Here is a 16,433-nt window from a genome sequence, read left to right as displayed (position 1 = left end):
CACATACACTTGCGTCCGCCGGGAACCCGGTTGACCTGGGACAACGCCGTCCTGGAGCCGGTCGGGCCAGTGAGGAGCGCACCCTGTGTTCTACTACGTGCTCAAATATGTGCTGCTGGGTCCCCTGTTGCGCGTGCTCTTCCGGCCCCGGATCGAGGGGCTCGAACACATTCCGGCCGAGGGCCCGGCGATCATCGCGGGCAATCATCTGTCGTTCTCCGACCACTTCCTGATGCCCGCGATCCTCAAGCGGCGTATCACCTTTCTCGCCAAGGCCGAGTACTTCACCGGTCCCGGTCTCAAGGGGCGGCTGACCGCGTTCTTCTTCCGCGGCGCCGGGCAGATCCCCGTCGACCGCTCCGGGAAGGAGGCCGGAAAGGCGGCGATCCGGGAGGGGCTGGGGGTGCTGGCCAAGGACGAGCTGCTGGGGATCTATCCGGAGGGCACCCGCTCGCACGACGGACGGCTCTACAAGGGCAAGGTCGGGGTCGCGGTGATGGCGATCAGGGGGCAGGTGCCTGTGGTGCCGTGTGCCATGGTCGGTACGTTCGAGATCCAGCCGCCCGGTCAGGTCGTACCCCGGATCAGAAGGGTCACGATCCGCTTCGGTGAGCCGCTGGAGTTCGCGCGCTACGCCGGTCTGGAGAACCAGAAGGCCGCGGTACGCGCGGTCACCGACGAGATCATGTACGCGATCCTCGGGCTGTCCGGACAGGAGTACGTCGACCGCTACGCGGCCGAGGTGAAGGCCGAGCAGGCGAAGAGCGAGCCGGCGCGAAAGTTCCGGCGGCGGCCACGCTGACAGCGGATCCGCCACCGGCGAAAGCCCCTGGGCGCGCACCGCCGTCTGCCTTTAGCGTCCCCGTATGACCAGGGGAAACGCAGTGGTGATCGGTGCGGCGGGACAGACGGGCCGCGTCGCCGTACAGGCTCTCGCCGAGGACGGCTGGGAGGTGACCGCCGCCTCCCTCAGCGGCGGCAGGGACGAACGCTGGCCCGGTGAGGTACGGGCGGTACGGCTGGACCGGGAGGACGGCACGGCACTGTCCGCCCTGCTGGGCGACGGCACCGATGTGCTCGTCGATCTGGTGGCCTACGGGCGGAAGCACGCCCATCAGTTGACGGGACTCGCGGACCGGATCGGCTCCGCGGTCGTCATCTCCAGCGGCGCGGTGTACGAGGACGGCCAGGGCCGTGGTTTCGACACCCAGGACGCGCCGGACGGCGCTCCGCGCTACCCGGTGCCGATCCCGGAGACCCAGCCCACCGTGGCCCCAGGCGACACGACGTACAGCACGGGAAAGGTGCTGCTGGAGCGGGAACTCCTCGCCGCGGGCGAGGCGTTGCCGGTGACCCTGCTGCGGGCGGGCGCGATCCACGGTCCGTACTGCCGTTCACCGCGCGAGCTGTACTTCGTCAAGCGGCTGCTGGACGGCCGTACACGGCGCGTGCTGGCGTACGGCGGCCGGAGCCGCTTCCATCCCGTCCATGTCGCCAATCTGGCCGAGCTGATCAGACTCGCCGCGCTGAAGCCCGGCTCCCGGGTGCTCAACGCCGGGGATCCGCAGGCGCCGACGGTCGCGGAGATCGGCGGGGCGATCGACGCGGTGCTGGGCCGGGAGACGGAGACGGTGCTGCTGGACGGGCCGCCGCAGGGCACCGTCGGGGACCACCCCTGGGCCATCGAGCACCCGGTGATCTACGACATGACCGCCGCGGAGCGGGAGCTGGGGTATCGGCCGGTCAGCGGCTACACCGAGTCGCTGCCGGAGACGGTCGCCTGGCTGACCGGCGAGCTGCGCGGCCGGGAGTGGACGGACGCGTTCCCCAAGATGGCCAGGAACTACGGGCCCGACGCGCTCTTCGACTACGCGGCGGAGGACGCCTGGCTGAAGGGGTACGACCAGGGCGCCGGGTGACGGAGAAGCCGGGTCACGGAGAAGCCGGGTGACGGAGAAGCCGGGTGACGGAGAAGCCGGGTGACGGAGAAGCCGGGTGACGGAGAAGCCGGGTGACGGAGAAGCCGGGTGACGGAGAAGCCGGGTGACGGAAAGGGGGCGGCCGGTAGGACCGGCCGCCCCCTCGTTTCGGCTCCTGGGACAGGTGCTACGGCTTCGGCGTGGCGTGCGGAGCGCACGTCACATCGGCGCGGTCCAGCGCGCCGGTCAGCAGATAGGCCTTGACCCGGTCGTTGATGCACGGGTTGACCACATTGGTGATGCCGTGCGAACCGGCGTCCCGCTCGGTGATCAGACGCGAGCCCTTGAACCGCTTGTGCAGCTCGACCGCGCCCTCGTACGGCGTGGCCGCGTCACGCGTGGACTGCGTGATCAGCACCGGCGGCAGTCCCTTGCCGGTCTTGACCTCCACCGGGGTCTGCTGCTTGACACCCCAGGTGGCGCAGGGCAGGTTCAGCCAGGCGTTGGCCCAGGTGAGGAACGGGTGATCGCGGTGGAGCCGGGTGTTGTCCCGGTCCCAGGTCCGCCAGCTCGTGGGCCACTGGGCGTCGGCGCACTCGACGGCGGTGTAGACCGCGTTGCCGTTCTCCGCCGAGGCGTTGCCCTTGGTGTCGGACAGATCCGGCGCGGCGGCGTCGATGAGCGCCTGGGTGTCACCGGCGAGATAGTCGCTCCAGACCGAGGCGACCGGCACCCAGCTCGAATCGTAGTAGGGCGCGCCCTGGAACAGACCGATCAGCTCGGCGGGACCGACGACCCCGCCGATCGGGCTCTTCTTGGCCGCGGCCCGCAGCTTCTCCCACTGCCGCTCGACCTGGGCGGCGGTGGCACCGATGTGGAAGGTCGCGTCGTTCTGGGCGACCCACTTCATCCAGTCCTGGAACCGTGTCTCGAAGGCGACGTCCTGGTCCAGATTGGCCTGGTACCAGATCTTCTCCTTCGACGGGTTCACCACACTGTCGACGACCATACGGCGCACATGGGTCGGGAACAGCGTGCCGTAGACGGCGCCGAGGTAGGTGCCGTAGGAGACACCCAGGTAGTTGAGCTTCTTCTCACCGAGCGCGGCCCGGATGACATCCAGGTCCCGTGCGGTGTTGGGCGTCGTCATATGCGGCAGCATCCAGCCGCTGCGCTCCTTGCAGCCGTCCGCGTACTCGGCCGCCAGCTTGCGCTGGGCGCGCTTGTCGGCCTCGCTGTCGGGGACGGGGTCGAGCTTGGGCGCCTTGACGAACTCCGTCGGGTCGACACAGGAGATGGGTGTCGAGCGGCCGACTCCGCGCGGGTCGAAGCCCACGAAGTCGTACGCCTTCGCCGCGTCCGCCCAGATGGCGTTCTTGGTGACGACACGGCGGGGGAACGCCATGCCGGAGCCACCGGGACCGCCGGGGTTGTAGATCAGCGCGCCCTGGCGCTCGTCCGCTGTGCCGGTGTTGCCGATACGGTCGACGGCGAGCTTGATCTGCCGGCCGTTCGGCTTGGCGTAGTCGAGCGGCACGGTGACATAGCCGCACTGGATGGGCTGCTCCAGTGACCAGTCGGCCGGACAGTCCTGCCAGTCGATGCCCTTCTTCGCGGCCCGGTCCGCGGCGACCGTGACGCCGGACGCGGCCGGATCGCCGTGGTGACGGCCGTCGGCGTTCGCCGGAACGGTCATCGCGCTCGCTATGAGCGCGCCCGCGAGCAGAGTGCCGGCCGAACCGAGCACTGCTGTGCGTCTCAAGTGGAACCTCCCCCTTGTGTGCCGCGCGCCGCTCACGCAACGCGCGTCGATAGGACTCCCCGGGATCCTTTCTCTGTGAGGTCACTGAGAACAGGCCGTACCGGCGTTTCTTTACCGAAGCGATAACCGGTGAACGCCGTCCCGCTCAGCGGTACGCGACGGTGCCCAGCGCCTCGTCCAGTACACGCCGCAGCCGCAGGGCGTCGGGCGCGACGGCCGTGATCAGTACGGCGGGTCCGGCGAGCGGGGTGAGTACGGCGGTCTCCCCCAGCAGCCGCGGCACGCCCGGTTTCTCCTCGAACTCCGGTCCGGCGAGGAGGAGTTGGCCGACGGCCCGGTGGCCGCCGAGGACCGCCCCACCGTCCCAGCCGACGGGTGCCCCGGGGCCGTAGGCGAGTTCCTGGTCGAGCAGGGGACGCCCGGCGCGCACCACCGTGAGCCGGGTGAACAGGGTGCCTGGCTCTTCACCGTGGCGTCCGAGGATCTGTTCCTCGCGCAGTGTCAGGCGCCCGGTGGCGGCGAGTTCGACACGGGTACGCATCCGCAGCTCGCTGCCGTGCGCGGAGACGAGCTGCTCCGGCAGCCAGCTCAGCTCGGCGTTCTCACCGACCGTCAGCCGCACGTCGTAGTGGGCGGGTCCGGCCGCCCGGCCGGGCAGGGCGACCGTCGCCGCGGCGGCGTCGACGGTCAGCCGGGCCCCGTCGCGTACCTCGGTCTCGATGGCGAGCCGGTCGCCGCCGAGCGGTGCGCTCATCGCGCCGACGACGGTGACACGGGCGCCGGGGCCGGTGGCGCGGGTACGGCGCAGCGCGAGCGGTCCCTCACCGGCGAGCACCGGCAGTCCGGCGGGGGTCGCGACGATACGGGCGGTGGCGCGGACGCTCATGCGGTCCAGTCGGACAGCCGCCCGAGCACCCAGTCCGTGACCGGCCCGACCCCGCCCTCGTCCTTCAACGAGGTGAAGGCCACGGGGAGTTCACCCCGCTGCTCCTTGGCGTCGCGGGCCATCCTGCCGAGGTCGGAGCCGACATACGGGGCGAGGTCCGTCTTGTTGACCACCAGCAGATCGGCGGTGGTGACACCGGGCCCGCCCTTGCGCGGGATGTCGTCGCCGCCCGCCACATCGATGACGAAGATCTGCGCGTCGACGAGGCCCTTGGAGAAGGTGGCGGTGAGATTGTCGCCGCCGGACTCGACCAGGATCAGATCGAGTGGTCCCACCGCGTCCTCCAGATCCTCGACGGCTTCGAGATTGGCGGAGATGTCGTCGCGGATAGCGGTGTGCGGGCAGGCGCCGGTCTCCACGGCCTGGATCCGCTCGGGCGGCAGAACGGCCTCACGCAGCAGGAACTCGGCGTCCTCGCGGGTGTAGATGTCGTTGGTGACGACGGCGAGGGAGAGCCGGTCGCGCAGGGCTCGGCAGAGCGCGGCGACGGTCGCGGTCTTGCCCGAGCCGACGGGGCCGCCCAGACCGATACGGAGCGCGCGCCGCCGGCCGTCCGGCCGGGTGGCGTCCGCGCTGACGGCGGCGGGGCCGTGGTGACTGTGGTCGAGATGCATGGTGCGGCTCCTGTCGGGGGTTCGCGGGGACGGTACGGGGGGCCGGGATCAGTCGGGAGCCCGGAGGCGCGGTGCCGGCGGCGGGGAGCCGGGAGACCGGGTACCGGGCGGGGTCATGAGGCGAACAGCCTTACGGGCCAGGCGGCATGGGCCTCCGCGGTGATGTCGAGCAGGGGCGCCGAGGCGGCGGGCAGCGCCCCGGTCCCCTCGTGCGCCGCGCGCCGCGCGTACCCGGCGGCCCGCTCCACGACCGTGTCGAGGTCGGGTGCGAGCCGGGCGAGGACCGCGGTGGCCTCGAACGGGTCGAGGCCGAGGAGCCGTACGACCGCGGTCGTGGGCCCGCTGACCGTCTCGTACACCGCGCAGTGCGCGGCGTCCTCGGCGGTGAGCCCGGCGGAGCGCGCGGTGAGGCCCAGCACCACCGGCTGGTGCGCCCCGCGCGGCCGGGCGGCGGCGAGCGCCTCCAGCTCCGGTCCCGGCCAGACGGCGCGGGCGGCGCGCATCAGCTGACGGCCGAGTCTGCGCCCGGTCGCCCGTAGCGCGGGTGAGGGGGTACGGGCGTCGGCCGCCTCGTCCAGTTCCAGCGGATCCATCCCCCCGGCCGCCGCGGCGGCCAGTGCCGCCGCGGTCAGTCCGGTGGTGTGCAGCCGGCCCCGGCAGAAGACGGCCAGGTCCCGTGCGTCACGGATCCTGCCCGCCTTCACGGCCGCCTCCGCGCCGCCCGAGTGGGCATGGCCGCCGGCGGGGAAGCGTCCGTCGGCGAGCACCAGCAGCGCGGCGCGGCCCGCGGGGGCCGGAGACACGCTCATCAGAAGAGGAAGTAGCGCTGGGCCAGCGGCAGTTCGGCGGCGGGCGCGGGCTCGACCGGCTCGCCGTCGATGGTCACCGTGAAGGTGTCGGCGTCGACCTCGACCCGCGGCAGCGCGTCGTTCTCCCGCATATCGGCCTTGGTGATCCGCCGGGTGTTGCCGATCGGCGTGAACTCCTTCGCCAGACCGAGCCGTTCGGGCAGTCCGTCCTCGATCGCCGCCTCCGCGACGAAGTTGAACGAGCCCGCCGCCGCCGCCCGGCCCAGCGCGCCGAACATCGGGCGCGGCAGCACCGGCTGGGGGGTGGGGATGGAGGCGTTGGCATCGCCCATCTGCGCGTAGGCGATCTGTCCGCCCTTGATGACGAGCTGGGGTTTCACCCCGAAGAAGGCCGGGTCCCAGAGCACCAGATCGGCGAGCTTGCCGGTCTCGACGGAGCCGATCCGGTGGTCGAGGCCCTGGGCGATCGCCGGGTTGATGGTGTACTTGGCGACATAGCGGCGCGCGCGGTGGTTGTCGGCCCGGCCGTCCCCGGGCAGCGCGCCCCGGCGCTTCTTCATCACATGCGCGGTCTGCCAGGTCCGCATGATCACCTCGCCGACCCGGCCCATGGCCTGGGCGTCGGAGGAGATGATCGAGATGGCTCCGAGGTCGTGCAGGATGTCCTCGGCGGCGATGGTGGACGGCCGGATACGGGACTCGGCGAAGGCGAGATCCTCGGGCACGGCCGGGTTGAGATGGTGGCAGACCATCAGCATGTCGAGGTGTTCCTCGATGGTGTTGACGGTGTGCGGCCGGGTCGGATTGGTGGAGCTGGGCAGTACGTACGGCTCCCCGACGACGGTGATGATGTCCGGCGCGTGCCCGCCGCCCGCGCCCTCCGTGTGGTAGGCGTGGATCGTGCGCCCCGCGATCGCCGCGAGGGTGTCCCCCACGAAGCCCGCCTCGTTCAGGGTGTCGGTGTGGATGGCGAGCTGGACACCGGACTCCTCACAGACACTCAGACACGCGTCGATGACGGCGGGGGTGGCGCCCCAGTCCTCATGGATCTTGAACCCGAGCGCGCCGCCCCGCAGTTGGGCGCGCATCGCGTCGCGCGACATGGTGTTGCCCTTGCCGAGCAGACCGATATTGACGGGAAAGGCCTCCAACGCCTCGAACATCCGGGCGAGATGCCAGGCTCCCGGTGTGACGGTGGTGGCCTTGGTGCCCTCGGCGGGTCCCGTACCGCCGCCGACCAGGGTGGTGACCCCGGTGGCCAGCGCCTGGTCGACGATGGTCGGCGAGATGAAGTGGACGTGCGCGTCGATCGCCCCCGCGGTGACGATCTTCCCGTTGCCCGCGATGACCTCGGTCTCGGGACCGATGACCAGATCGGGGTGGACCCCGTCCATGGTGTCGGGGTTGCCGGCCTTGCCGATACCGGTGATCCGGCCGTCCCGTACCCCGATGTCGGCCTTGACGACGCCCCAGTGGTCGATGATCAGGGCGCCGGTGATCACGGTGTCGGGCGCGCCCTCGGCCCGGGTCGTACGGGACTGGCCCATCGACTCGCGGATCACCTTGCCCCCGCCGAACACCGCCTCGTCCCCGGCGCGTCCGGGCCCGCCGGAGCGGTCCTCCTCGATCTCGACGAAGAGATCGGTGTCGGCGAGCCGGATCCGGTCGCCGGTGGTGGGGCCGAAGAGATCCGCGTACACGGCGCGGGACAGCTCAGTCATCGAGAGGACCTCCGGTCTCTCCCCGCAGTCCCGGTACGACACGCAGACCGGCGAGGGGTACGAGTGCGATGTCGACGGGGATTCCGGGTTCGAAGCGGACGGCGGTACCCGCGGCGATGTGCAGCCGCTTGCCGCGCGCGGCGGCGCGGTCGAACTCCAGACCGGGGTTGGCCTCGGCGAAGTGGTAGTGGGAGCCGACCTGGACGGGGCGGTCGGCGACATTGAGCACGGTGAGCCGGGTGACCTCACGGCCCTCGTTGAGGGCCACGGGTTCGTCGGCGTACAGGATCTCCCCGGGAATCATCGGCGTTCCTTCCTCACACGATCGGGTCATGGACGGTGACCAGCTTGGTGCCGTCGGGGAAGGTGGCCTCCACCTGTACGTCATGGATCATCTCGGGGATGCCTTCCATGACATCGGCCCGGCCGAGCACCTTCCGTCCCGATGCCATGAGTTCGGCGACCGTACGGCCGTCCCTGGCGCCTTCGAGGATGTGCGAGGTGATCAGCGCGACCGCCTCGGGGTGGTTGAGCCGCAGCCCACGCGCCCTGCGCCGGGCCGCCACATCCGCTGCCACATGGATGAGCAGGCGTTCCTGTTCGTGCGGGGTCAGTTGCACGCTTCCACCTCATCGTCTCCGGCCCGGTGACGGCCGGGCGCAGCGGAACCCCAGCCAACATCAACACTCTGTTGAACCGCAACAGGGTGCCGGGAATCGCCGGCGGTCAGGGTTGGCACGTTAGGGCGGAAGTTTTTCCGGCGCGTTAACTGGCCTCCGGTGCGACCGTGGCCGGTCCACCCATGGACATCAGACCCCGTACCCCGTTCTGAAGCACCTTGATGGGCACCTCGCCGAACAGCGCGTGCTGAGCGGCGAACCCCTGGCAGGTGGCGATCATGGTCCTGGCGATATCACCCGCGGGGATGTCCGCGCGCATCAGCCCGGCCTCCTGATAGGCCTCCACCACCTTGATCCACGCCGCGCGGACCTTCTCGAACCCTTCGCGCATCAGCGCCGCCAGTTCCTCGTTGCGCAGCGTCTCGGTCCACACCTGGATGAGCAGACGCGCCAGGCCGGACGGACCGCCCACCTCGACCCCGGCGTCGGTGGCCAGCACCCGTTCCATCACGCGCTCGACCAGGATGTCGGGGGTCTCCGGCGGCCGTCGCTGCGCCGCCGTCTCGAACGCGTCCCTGATCTCGTCGAGCACCTCGGTGACGATGGCCCCGATCAGCTCCTCCTTGCCGCTGAAGTACCGGTAGACGGCGCCAGCGGAGAGATCGACCTCGCGCAGGACGTCCTGCATCGACGTGGCGTGGAAGCCGTTACGGGCGAAGCAGTGAGCGGCGCCGTCGAGAATCTGCCGGCGGCGGGCGTCGAGGTGTTCCTGGGATACACGGGCCATGCGGTCAACGTAAAACGAACATTCCTTCTTGACAAGATTCCGGCCCTCTGGGGACAGTGACGGAGTAAGAAAACGAACGATCCTTCTCTTTGATCTCCCCCCGACGATTTCTGAATCGAGGCGCACCATGTCCGCTCCAGCCATGTCCGCTCCAGCGATGACACGGCGCATGATCGCGGTGATGGTCCTTGTCCCCGTCGCCGTGGCGCTGGCCCTCTGGGTCTTCGCCTGGCCCGCCGCCCGGATCGCCCCCCAGGACCTGCCGGTCGGGATAGCGGGGCCGGCCACCGCGACGGCTCAGCTGGAGAAGGGTTTCGGGCAGCAGGAGGGAGCCTTCGAGGTCCACCGTTACGCCGACGAGGCCGCCGCCCGGCAGGCCGTCGAGGACCGGGTCGTATACGGCGCGGTGGTGGCCACCCCGGAGGGGACGCGGCTGCTGACGGCCACGGCGGCGGGGCCCATGGTGGCCCAGTTCCTCACCCAGGCGGTGACCGCGCAGGCCTCGGCCGGCGCGGAGATACCGGTGACCGATGTCGTGCCCACGCCGGCCGGGGACACCCGGGGCAGTGTGCTGGGCGCGAGCGTCCTGCCGCTGTCGATGGCCGGGATCGCGACCGGCGCGGTGGTGACCCTCCTGGGACTGCGCGGCGCGCGGGCGGCCGTCACCCTCGTCGGCGCGGCGGCACTCGTCGGGATCGCCGCCACCGCGGTGGCGGGCAGCTGGCTGGAGGCGATCACCGGTGACTGGTGGACGGAGGCCGGGGCGATCGGGCTGACCGTTCTGGCCATGAGCGCGGGGGCCGCCGGGCTCGCCGCACTGCTCGGACAGGCGGGGCTCGGCCTCGGGGGTCTGCTGATGGTGTTCCTGGGCAACTCGTTCTCAGGGGTGACGAGCGCGCCCGAGATGCTGCCGGAGCCCATCGGGCTGATCGGCCAGTTGCTGCCGCCGGGCGCCGGAGGCTCGCTGATCCGTTCGGTCGCGTTCTTCGACGGCGCCGGCGCCGGGGCGTCGCTGCTGACGCTCTCGGTATGGGTGGTGCTCGGTCTCTCGGCGGTGCTGGTGGGCGCGCGCGCCCGGAGGCCGGCCCCCGCCGCCGTGGAGACCCGCGCGGCGGAACCGGCCCTGGTCGGCTGAGCCCCGGCCGAAGGAGTCCTGTCCGGCCGGAGGCCGACGAATCCAGGCCAGCCTCCAGACGAGGCCGCGCGCCCCCGTTCCAGCGGACGGGGGCGCGCGGTCTTTCCGTACGCCCTCGCCCGCCTCGCCCCGCCCGCCGGAGCCGTCCGCGCTTCCCGGCGCTTCCCGGATCTACTCGCGCTCGGGGCCGCGGTGTTCCGAACGGTGCCCGGGGCGGGCGTCGGACCGGGTCTCGGACCGGAGCTCGGTGCCGTGCTCGGCCGCGATGCCGAAACGCCGCCGTTCGCCCGGAGCGGACGGCGCGGAACGGATCGCGGAGACCGCGCTGATCACCCGTTCCTCGGCCGCCTCCTGCTCGCGTTCGAGTCGTTCCAGGTCAGCGGCGGAGACCAGGGCGACGAGCGGCTTTCCGTGCCGGGTCACGACCACTCGCTCACCGCCGTACACGACACGGTTGATCAGATCGGCTAGCTCTGCTCGGGCTTGCGTCACCGGAATCTCGTAGGCCATGGTTCCATCATAACTGTCTGTACGTCCTGTACATTTTTTACAGGGCCGTGCATGAGGAGAGGTACGCCATGAACCATCCTTCGGCCCGCTATGTCCTGCCCGAGTTCACCGAGCGGACGGCCGGCGGGACCCGCACCCTCGATCCGTACTCCAAGCTCCTGGAGGAGCGGATCATCTTCCTCGGCACCGCCGTCGACGACACCGCGGCCAACGATGTGATCGCGCAGTTCCTCCATCTCGAGTACGCCGCGCCCGACCGGGACATCTGCCTCTACATCAACTCCCCCGGCGGCTCGATCAGCGCCATGTCCGCGATCTACGACACGATGCAGCTCGTCACCTGCGACGTGGAGACGACCTGTCTCGGGCAGGCCGCCTCGACCGCCGCGGTACTGCTGGCGGCCGGCACCCCCGGAAAGCGGATGGCACTGCCCGGCGCCCGTGTCGTCGTCCAGCAGCCCGCCATCGAGGAGCCCGTCCGGGGCCAGCCGTCCGATCTGATGATCCACGCGGAGGAGATTCTGCGGCTGCGCGCCGTGCTCGCGTCGCTGCTCGTACGGCACACCGGCCAGAGCGAGCCGCGAATCGCCGAGGACATCGAACGGGACAGGATCTTCACCGCCGCCGACGCGAAGGCGTACGGTCTGATCGATCACGTGGTCCAGAACCGCAAGACGTCCCTCGGCGCGACCCACCCCTTCGGATCCCCCGGCGGGCGGTGACACGCCGATGCTGCCACCGGAACTGCCCCCGCTGCCCGCACTGACCCGCGCCGAGGGAGATCTCGTCGACAGCTTTCTCCATGTCCTCGATCTGCTGGGCCGGATCAACCCGGCGCGCGGCTCGGACACCTACAGCGCACTGCGCGCGGCCCAGGCGCTGCCCGCGCAAGCGGTCGCGCTGCGGGACGCCCTGACGGCGATGCACATGCGCGGTGAGACAGAACTGCACGCGGCGACGCTCGCCCGTGCGCTGCGCGTGCTCGACGGTGAGCGACGCGCCGGGCGCGTCACGATGCCCCCCGAAGACACGACTTGAGCCCGTTTCCGTTCCCGTATGGACGCGTCCGTACGGGAGCGGCTCGGCCTTTCGGGGGACGGATCTTCCGGACACTCCGGGGGACCCAAGTTGCGCGAAGCGGCCGGACGCGGGAAGCACCTCCCAACCGCCGCGCAGGTATGGGCCTCATCAGGGTCCGGGCCCCCGGTACGACACACCGCTTCGCCACCCGTACGGATCAGACGTGACGAACTTCACATAACGTCGTTGCGTCTCGGAAATCATCTGATTACGCGTCAAGATCCCTGGGACGACAAGCCCCCGCCACCCCCGGCGGGGCGGTCCGGGCGGACGCCGAGTCCTGCCGCCGTTCCGGATGTCTGGTCGACAGGAGTGGATCGGCAGGAGTGGAGGACCCGAGCAGTACGGGACGACCACGTATGCGTACATGGGCCGTCCCTTGGGGTGAAGCCGCTCACGCGGCCGGGCATCTTCGCCTGTCCGAACCCGACAGGTCATCCTTCACAGGCGGCTGACGAAGGGTTGCGCATGAATGCGCAGACATATGTCCCGTCTCTGCTGTCCCGGGCCGGTGCCGTATCGGTCCTCACCCTCGCTACGGTCGGGGGAACGATACTGGCACCCGGCGCCACGCCCGAGGCCCATGCCGCCGCACGCGCCGTCAAGGCGCTCCGGGTGGCCGCCTCCAAGGAAGGTTCGCCGTACCAGTGGGGGGCCACCGGACCCCATCGCTTCGACTGCTCGGGCCTGACGCTCTACTCGTTCAAGAAGGCCGGCAAGAAGCTCCCGCGCACCGCTCATCAGCAGTACAACGGGACCCGCCATATCTCGGCGTCCCACCGGCGCAAGGGCGACCTGGTGTTCTTCCACGCGGGTGGCTACGTCTACCACGTCGGTATCTACGCGGGCCGCGGGAAGATCTGGCACTCGCCCAAGACCGGTGCCCTGGTAAGGCTCGAACGGATCTGGTCCCGGAGCGTCATGTACGGCCGGGTGAACTGAGCGTGGCACGTTCCGCACCGGCCGGTGCGCGCCCGGCCGGTCCGGAACGGCCCCCCGAGAAACATGTCCGGTCCCCCCCTGGACCGGCGCACGGCACCCGCCCGGTCCTGACCGGGCGGCCCACCACCCCGCCGGTGACCACCGGCGTACGGAACACACGCGGCCGGTCCCAGGCCGTCGTGGAACAGCACGCGTTCCGTCCCCCCGCCGGCACGGGGACGGAACGCCCGGATCCCCGGCCGCACCAGGCCGGTACAAGGAACACACGCGGCCCGTCCCAGGCCGCCGCGGAACGCCCCGTGTCCCGTCCCTGGCCAGGACGGGACACGGGCCCGCGCCGACAGCACAGCGCCGGACACGGACCGTGCGCCGGCCCGTCCCCCGCCCTCTCCCCACCGGGAGGCGGGACATGGGACACCGGACGTGCGGCACGGGACACGCACGCGGATGTCCGCCGCCGTGGGCCGGTCAGCTCTGGACCGGGACCGTCCAGGGCAGCGCGATCCAGACCGTCTTGCCGCCCTCCGAGGTCGGTGTGACGGACACTTCCCCGCCGCTCTCCGCCGCCAGCGAGCGGACGATCACCATGCCCCGGCCGTTGTCCTGCTGCACGGCCGCCGGCAGCCGCTGCGGCCAGCGCGGATGGCTGTCGGTGACTCCGACACGGAGTCGTTCGTCCCGGTCGAGCACGATCTCCACGGTGAACGTGGGCGACTGGCCGAAGGTGTGCTGCACGGCGTTGGTCGCGAGCTCAGAGACGATGAGCCGCACCGTGTCGGCCGTCTCCGCCCGGCCCGGCAGACCCCACTCCGTCAGCAGGTCCGCGACATATCTTCGCGCCGCCGGTACCGACGCGGGATCGCTCGGAAGCGTGATGGATGCTTCCTGATGGTCTGCCATGGCGACGCCGTCCCTTTCCCGCCGGACCTGACTCCGCCGCAGTGCGGATGACTGCGCGGACGGCCTCGGACTGTGCTCAGCGTGCCACTCATCCTGCCGTTCACACGGCCGATCCACCGAGATCTGCATATATCTGTCGCTCGAAGTGGTGAACTCTGCTACGCGAGACCGTATTTGGGCGGCGAAAAGATAACTTCTCCGCCGCGGCGCACTCGGCGCCCACGGACGCTTACCGGAGCGGGTCGGCGAAGGGATCTATTCATGCGGCATATTCCGGCGGTACGCCGGCGCAGGCTCGGGGAGGAATTGCGCAGACTGCGCCAGCGGGCGGGGCTGACGAGCGGCGAGACGGCGCGGCTGCTGGGCTGGCACCAGTCGAAGGTGAGCCGGATCGAGACGGGCGTCAGCGGGGTCAAGGACGAGGACCTGGAGGGGCTGCTCGACGCCCTGGGTCTCACCGATCCCCAACTGCGGGCGCTGCTCGGCGCCTTGGCGGGAATCGCGGGCGGCGGCCCCGGGTGGTGGAAGGCGTACGGAGGGGTGATCCCGCCCCGCTACCGGGACTTCATCAGCCTGGAGTCACAGGCCTCCACGGCCCGTACGCTGGAGACTTCGGTGATGCCGGGGCTGCTCCAGACGCCCGACTACGCGCGTGCGGTGACCAGGGCGGCGCTGGACGGTCTGCCCGCCACGACGGTCGACTCCCTGGTCGAGGTACGGCTCGCCCGCCAGGAGTTGCTGCACTCCGCGACCCCGCTCGAACTCCACGCCGTACTCGACGAGGCGGTGCTCCGGCGCGAGGTGGGCGGTCCCGGGGTGATGCGGGGTCAGCTACGGCGTCTGTCCGAGCTGGCCCGGCTTCCGCAGGTCTGTCTCCAGGTCCTTCCGTTCACTTCGGGCGGCTATGTGGGACTCACCGGTCCTTTCGTTATCTTCTCATTCCCGGGCATTACTGATCTGGATTTGGTCGTTCTCGACCATTTGACGAATAGCCTCTATCTGGAACGGAAAGAAGACCTTGAGGCGTACTGCGCCGCGTTCCGTACGATGCAGGCGCATGCCCTCTCGCCCGAAGAATCATTGGATCTCATCGCCGGGATCGGTGACGGCGCGTAGGGAGCATCATGACCGCTTACCTCGCACAGCCCCCTGTCCAGACTCCATCCTCCGCCCCCCTCACACCCCCCGCCCCTACAACGACTTCCCCGGTGGCCCCCCTGGCCACGGCCGCCACGGCCGCCCGCTGGCGGCGCAGCAGCTACAGCACCGGGGCGAACAACTGCGTCGAGTCCGCGCGCGTCGGCGCGGACGCACTGGCTGTACGGGACTCGAAGAACGTGACCCGGCCTCACCTCTCCTTCTCGGCCGCCGCGTGGACGTCCTTCGTCACCGCGCTGCGCGAGGAGGACATCGCGTACTGACCGACCTGCCCGACCGGCCCGACCGGGCAGGACCAGGTCAGACGGCGGTCGCGTCCGCGGGCGCGACCGCCGTGATCGTCCGTACCGCCGTATCGATCTGATCCTCCGTCAGATCAGCGCGCGCGGTGAGCCTGAGCCGGGAGATGCCGTCCGGCACCGACGGCGGGCGGAAGCACCCCACGGCCAGCCCTCCGCCCCGGCAGTCGGCGGCCCAGCGCACGGCCGCCTCCGGTGACGGCGCCTGTACGGAGACGACGGCGGCGTCCGGTGGCGCGGCGGTCAGCCCCGCCGCTGTCAGCCGTCGGTGCAGCGTACGGGCGACCTCACGGGCACGGTCCGCCCTGCCGGGCTCCCGGCGCAGCAGCCGCAGACTCTCCAGCGCGCCGCCCACGGCCGCCGGCGCGAGTCCCGTGTCGAAGATGAACGTCCGCGCGGCGTTGACGAGATGCTCGATGACCCGGGCCGGGCCGAGTACCGCACCGCCCTGGCTGCCCAGGGACTTGGAGAGGGTGAGGGTGGCGACCACGCCGGCCGCGCCCGCGATGCCCGCGGCGTGCGCCGTACCCCGGCCGCCCTCGCCGAGCACGCCCAGACCGTGCGCGTCGTCGACGACCAGCGCGGCTCCCCGGGCCCGGCAGACCCCGGCCAGTTCCGCCAGCGGCGCGGCGTCACCGTCCACCGAGAACACCGCGTCGCTCACCACCAGCGACCGCCGCCCCGGATGCGCTTCGAGTGTCTTGCGCACGGCGTCGGGGTCCGCGTGCGGTACTACCACGGTCTCGGCACGAGAGAGCCGGCAGCCGTCCACGATCGAGGCGTGGTTGCCCGCGTCGGAGAGGAGCAGCGAGCCACGGGCCGTCAGCGCGGTGAGGGCGGCGAGATTGGCGGCGTAGCCGGAGGAGAGGACGAGCGCGGCCTCGAAGCCGCAGAACTCGGCCAGTTCACGCTCCAGTTCGGCATGGAGGGCGGTGCTGCCGGTGACCAGCCGGGAGCCCGTGGCGCCCGCGCCCCAGCGGCGGGCGGCGTCCGCCGCCGCACCGGTCACCGCGGGATGGCGGGCGAGGCCCAGATAGTCGTTGCTCGCCAGATCCAGCAGGGCGGAGTCGGCCGGGCGCGGGCGGAGCGTACGGACGAGCCCCGCCGTCCTGCGGCGGCGCGCCTCGTCGTCGGTCCAGTCGAAGGGATCCGCCCGGTCGGAGGAATCGGTCCGGTCGGAGGAATCGGTCCGGTCGAGGGGATCCTGCGCCATGGTGCGGTCCTTTTGTAG

The 16,433-nt window shown here is 70.9% G+C and carries 19 protein-coding genes and 1 riboswitch; of the genes, 8 read left to right on the top strand and 11 right to left on the bottom strand.

Annotation, left to right across the window (positions count from 1 at the left end; translation table 11 throughout):
* Positions 1 to 85: 85 nt before the first annotated feature.
* Together OG214_RS33175 and OG214_RS33170 are read left to right on the top strand one after the other, a co-directional pair.
* Positions 86 to 802, top strand: a complete 717-nt coding sequence (locus OG214_RS33175) for a lysophospholipid acyltransferase family protein (RefSeq protein ID WP_405986796.1) — start codon at positions 86 to 88, stop codon at positions 800 to 802.
* Between the two features lie 64 nt (positions 803 to 866).
* Positions 867 to 1,919, top strand: coding sequence for an NAD-dependent epimerase/dehydratase family protein (locus OG214_RS33170; RefSeq protein ID WP_405986795.1), 1,053 nt, complete (start codon positions 867 to 869; stop codon positions 1,917 to 1,919).
* Between the two features lie 187 nt (positions 1,920 to 2,106).
* Here OG214_RS33170 and OG214_RS33165 read toward each other — a convergent pair whose 3' ends face one another.
* The 8 genes from OG214_RS33165 to OG214_RS33130 form a co-directional block, all read right to left on the bottom strand.
* Positions 2,107 to 3,666: an alpha/beta hydrolase gene (locus OG214_RS33165; RefSeq protein WP_405987681.1), complete on the bottom strand. Its 1,560-nt coding sequence runs from the start codon at positions 3,664 to 3,666 to the stop codon at positions 2,107 to 2,109.
* Between the two features lie 160 nt (positions 3,667 to 3,826).
* The gene (locus OG214_RS33160; RefSeq protein WP_383034732.1) at positions 3,827 to 4,567 is read right to left on the bottom strand and encodes an urease accessory protein UreD; all 741 of its coding nucleotides are present in this window, start codon (positions 4,565 to 4,567) and stop codon (positions 3,827 to 3,829) included.
* Positions 4,564 to 5,241 carry an urease accessory protein UreG gene (gene ureG, locus OG214_RS33155; RefSeq protein ID WP_363086390.1) on the bottom strand — a complete coding sequence of 226 codons (678 nt, stop codon included), beginning with the start codon at positions 5,239 to 5,241 and terminating at the stop codon, positions 4,564 to 4,566. Before ureG ends, OG214_RS33160 begins: the two co-directional genes overlap by 4 nt.
* Positions 5,242 to 5,354: 113 nt before the next feature.
* Positions 5,355 to 6,050: an urease accessory protein UreF gene (locus OG214_RS33150; RefSeq protein WP_405986794.1), complete on the bottom strand. Its 696-nt coding sequence runs from the start codon at positions 6,048 to 6,050 to the stop codon at positions 5,355 to 5,357.
* On the bottom strand, positions 6,050 to 7,771 hold the full coding sequence (locus OG214_RS33145; RefSeq protein ID WP_382855550.1) for an urease subunit alpha: 1,722 nt from the start codon (positions 7,769 to 7,771) through the stop codon (positions 6,050 to 6,052). Before OG214_RS33145 ends, OG214_RS33150 begins: the two co-directional genes overlap by 1 nt.
* Entirely contained in the window at positions 7,764 to 8,075 is a 312-nt protein-coding gene (locus tag OG214_RS33140) for an urease subunit beta (RefSeq protein WP_093599025.1), read from the bottom strand. Before OG214_RS33140 ends, OG214_RS33145 begins: the two co-directional genes overlap by 8 nt.
* Positions 8,076 to 8,088: 13 nt before the next feature.
* Positions 8,089 to 8,391: an urease subunit gamma gene (locus OG214_RS33135; RefSeq protein WP_066955873.1), complete on the bottom strand. Its 303-nt coding sequence runs from the start codon at positions 8,389 to 8,391 to the stop codon at positions 8,089 to 8,091.
* Between the two features lie 145 nt (positions 8,392 to 8,536).
* Positions 8,537 to 9,178, bottom strand: a complete 642-nt coding sequence (locus OG214_RS33130; RefSeq protein WP_363085315.1) for a TetR/AcrR family transcriptional regulator — start codon at positions 9,176 to 9,178, stop codon at positions 8,537 to 8,539.
* Positions 9,179 to 9,320: 142 nt separating this feature from the next.
* Between OG214_RS33130 and OG214_RS33125 the strand changes: the two genes are divergently transcribed.
* Positions 9,321 to 10,313 (top strand): ABC transporter permease, encoded by a 993-nt coding sequence (locus tag OG214_RS33125; RefSeq protein WP_405986793.1) that lies wholly within the window; start codon positions 9,321 to 9,323, stop codon positions 10,311 to 10,313.
* A 171-nt stretch (positions 10,314 to 10,484) separates the two neighbouring features.
* On the opposite strand, the gene OG214_RS33120 is transcribed toward OG214_RS33125, so the two are convergent.
* Positions 10,485 to 10,823 (bottom strand): type II toxin-antitoxin system Phd/YefM family antitoxin, encoded by a 339-nt coding sequence (locus OG214_RS33120; RefSeq protein ID WP_405986792.1) that lies wholly within the window; start codon positions 10,821 to 10,823, stop codon positions 10,485 to 10,487.
* A 68-nt stretch (positions 10,824 to 10,891) separates the two neighbouring features.
* Between OG214_RS33120 and OG214_RS33115 the strand changes: the two genes are divergently transcribed.
* The 3 genes from OG214_RS33115 (at position 10,892) to OG214_RS33105 (ending at position 12,845) form a co-directional block, all read left to right on the top strand.
* The gene (locus OG214_RS33115) at positions 10,892 to 11,545 is read left to right on the top strand and encodes an ATP-dependent Clp protease proteolytic subunit (RefSeq protein ID WP_382855537.1); all 654 of its coding nucleotides are present in this window, start codon (positions 10,892 to 10,894) and stop codon (positions 11,543 to 11,545) included.
* A gap of 7 nt (positions 11,546 to 11,552) precedes the next feature.
* A complete protein-coding gene (locus tag OG214_RS33110; RefSeq protein ID WP_363085311.1) occupies positions 11,553 to 11,861 on the top strand; it encodes a hypothetical protein in 309 nt (102 codons plus the stop codon).
* A gap of 303 nt (positions 11,862 to 12,164) precedes the next feature.
* Positions 12,165 to 12,368, top strand: a riboswitch (cyclic di-AMP (ydaO/yuaA leader).
* 3 nt (positions 12,369 to 12,371) lie between these two features.
* Positions 12,372 to 12,845 carry a C40 family peptidase gene (locus tag OG214_RS33105; protein ID WP_363085310.1) on the top strand — a complete coding sequence of 158 codons (474 nt, stop codon included), beginning with the start codon at positions 12,372 to 12,374 and terminating at the stop codon, positions 12,843 to 12,845.
* Between the two features lie 468 nt (positions 12,846 to 13,313).
* Here OG214_RS33105 and OG214_RS33100 read toward each other — a convergent pair whose 3' ends face one another.
* Complete coding sequence (locus OG214_RS33100; protein WP_363086327.1) at positions 13,314 to 13,745, bottom strand: ATP-binding protein; 432 nt, start codon at positions 13,743 to 13,745, stop codon at positions 13,314 to 13,316.
* A 261-nt stretch (positions 13,746 to 14,006) separates the two neighbouring features.
* On the opposite strand from OG214_RS33100, the gene OG214_RS33095 reads away from it, so the two are divergent.
* Positions 14,007 to 14,861, top strand: a complete 855-nt coding sequence (locus OG214_RS33095) for a helix-turn-helix domain-containing protein (protein WP_405986791.1) — start codon at positions 14,007 to 14,009, stop codon at positions 14,859 to 14,861.
* A gap of 92 nt (positions 14,862 to 14,953) precedes the next feature.
* Positions 14,954 to 15,166 (top strand): DUF397 domain-containing protein, encoded by a 213-nt coding sequence (locus OG214_RS33090; protein WP_382855530.1) that lies wholly within the window; start codon positions 14,954 to 14,956, stop codon positions 15,164 to 15,166.
* A 37-nt stretch (positions 15,167 to 15,203) separates the two neighbouring features.
* Here the strand turns inward: OG214_RS33090 and OG214_RS33085 are convergent, their stop codons facing one another.
* A complete protein-coding gene (locus tag OG214_RS33085) occupies positions 15,204 to 16,415 on the bottom strand; it encodes an 8-amino-7-oxononanoate synthase (RefSeq protein ID WP_405986790.1) in 1,212 nt (403 codons plus the stop codon).
* Positions 16,416 to 16,433 lie beyond the last annotated feature (18 nt).

This window comes from Streptomyces sp. NBC_00872 (genome assembly GCF_045161915.1).
GTDB lineage: Bacteria > Actinomycetota > Actinomycetes > Streptomycetales > Streptomycetaceae > Streptomyces.
The sequence above is the reverse complement of the archived record's forward strand: the minus strand, read 5'-3'. Positions and strand labels throughout refer to the sequence as shown.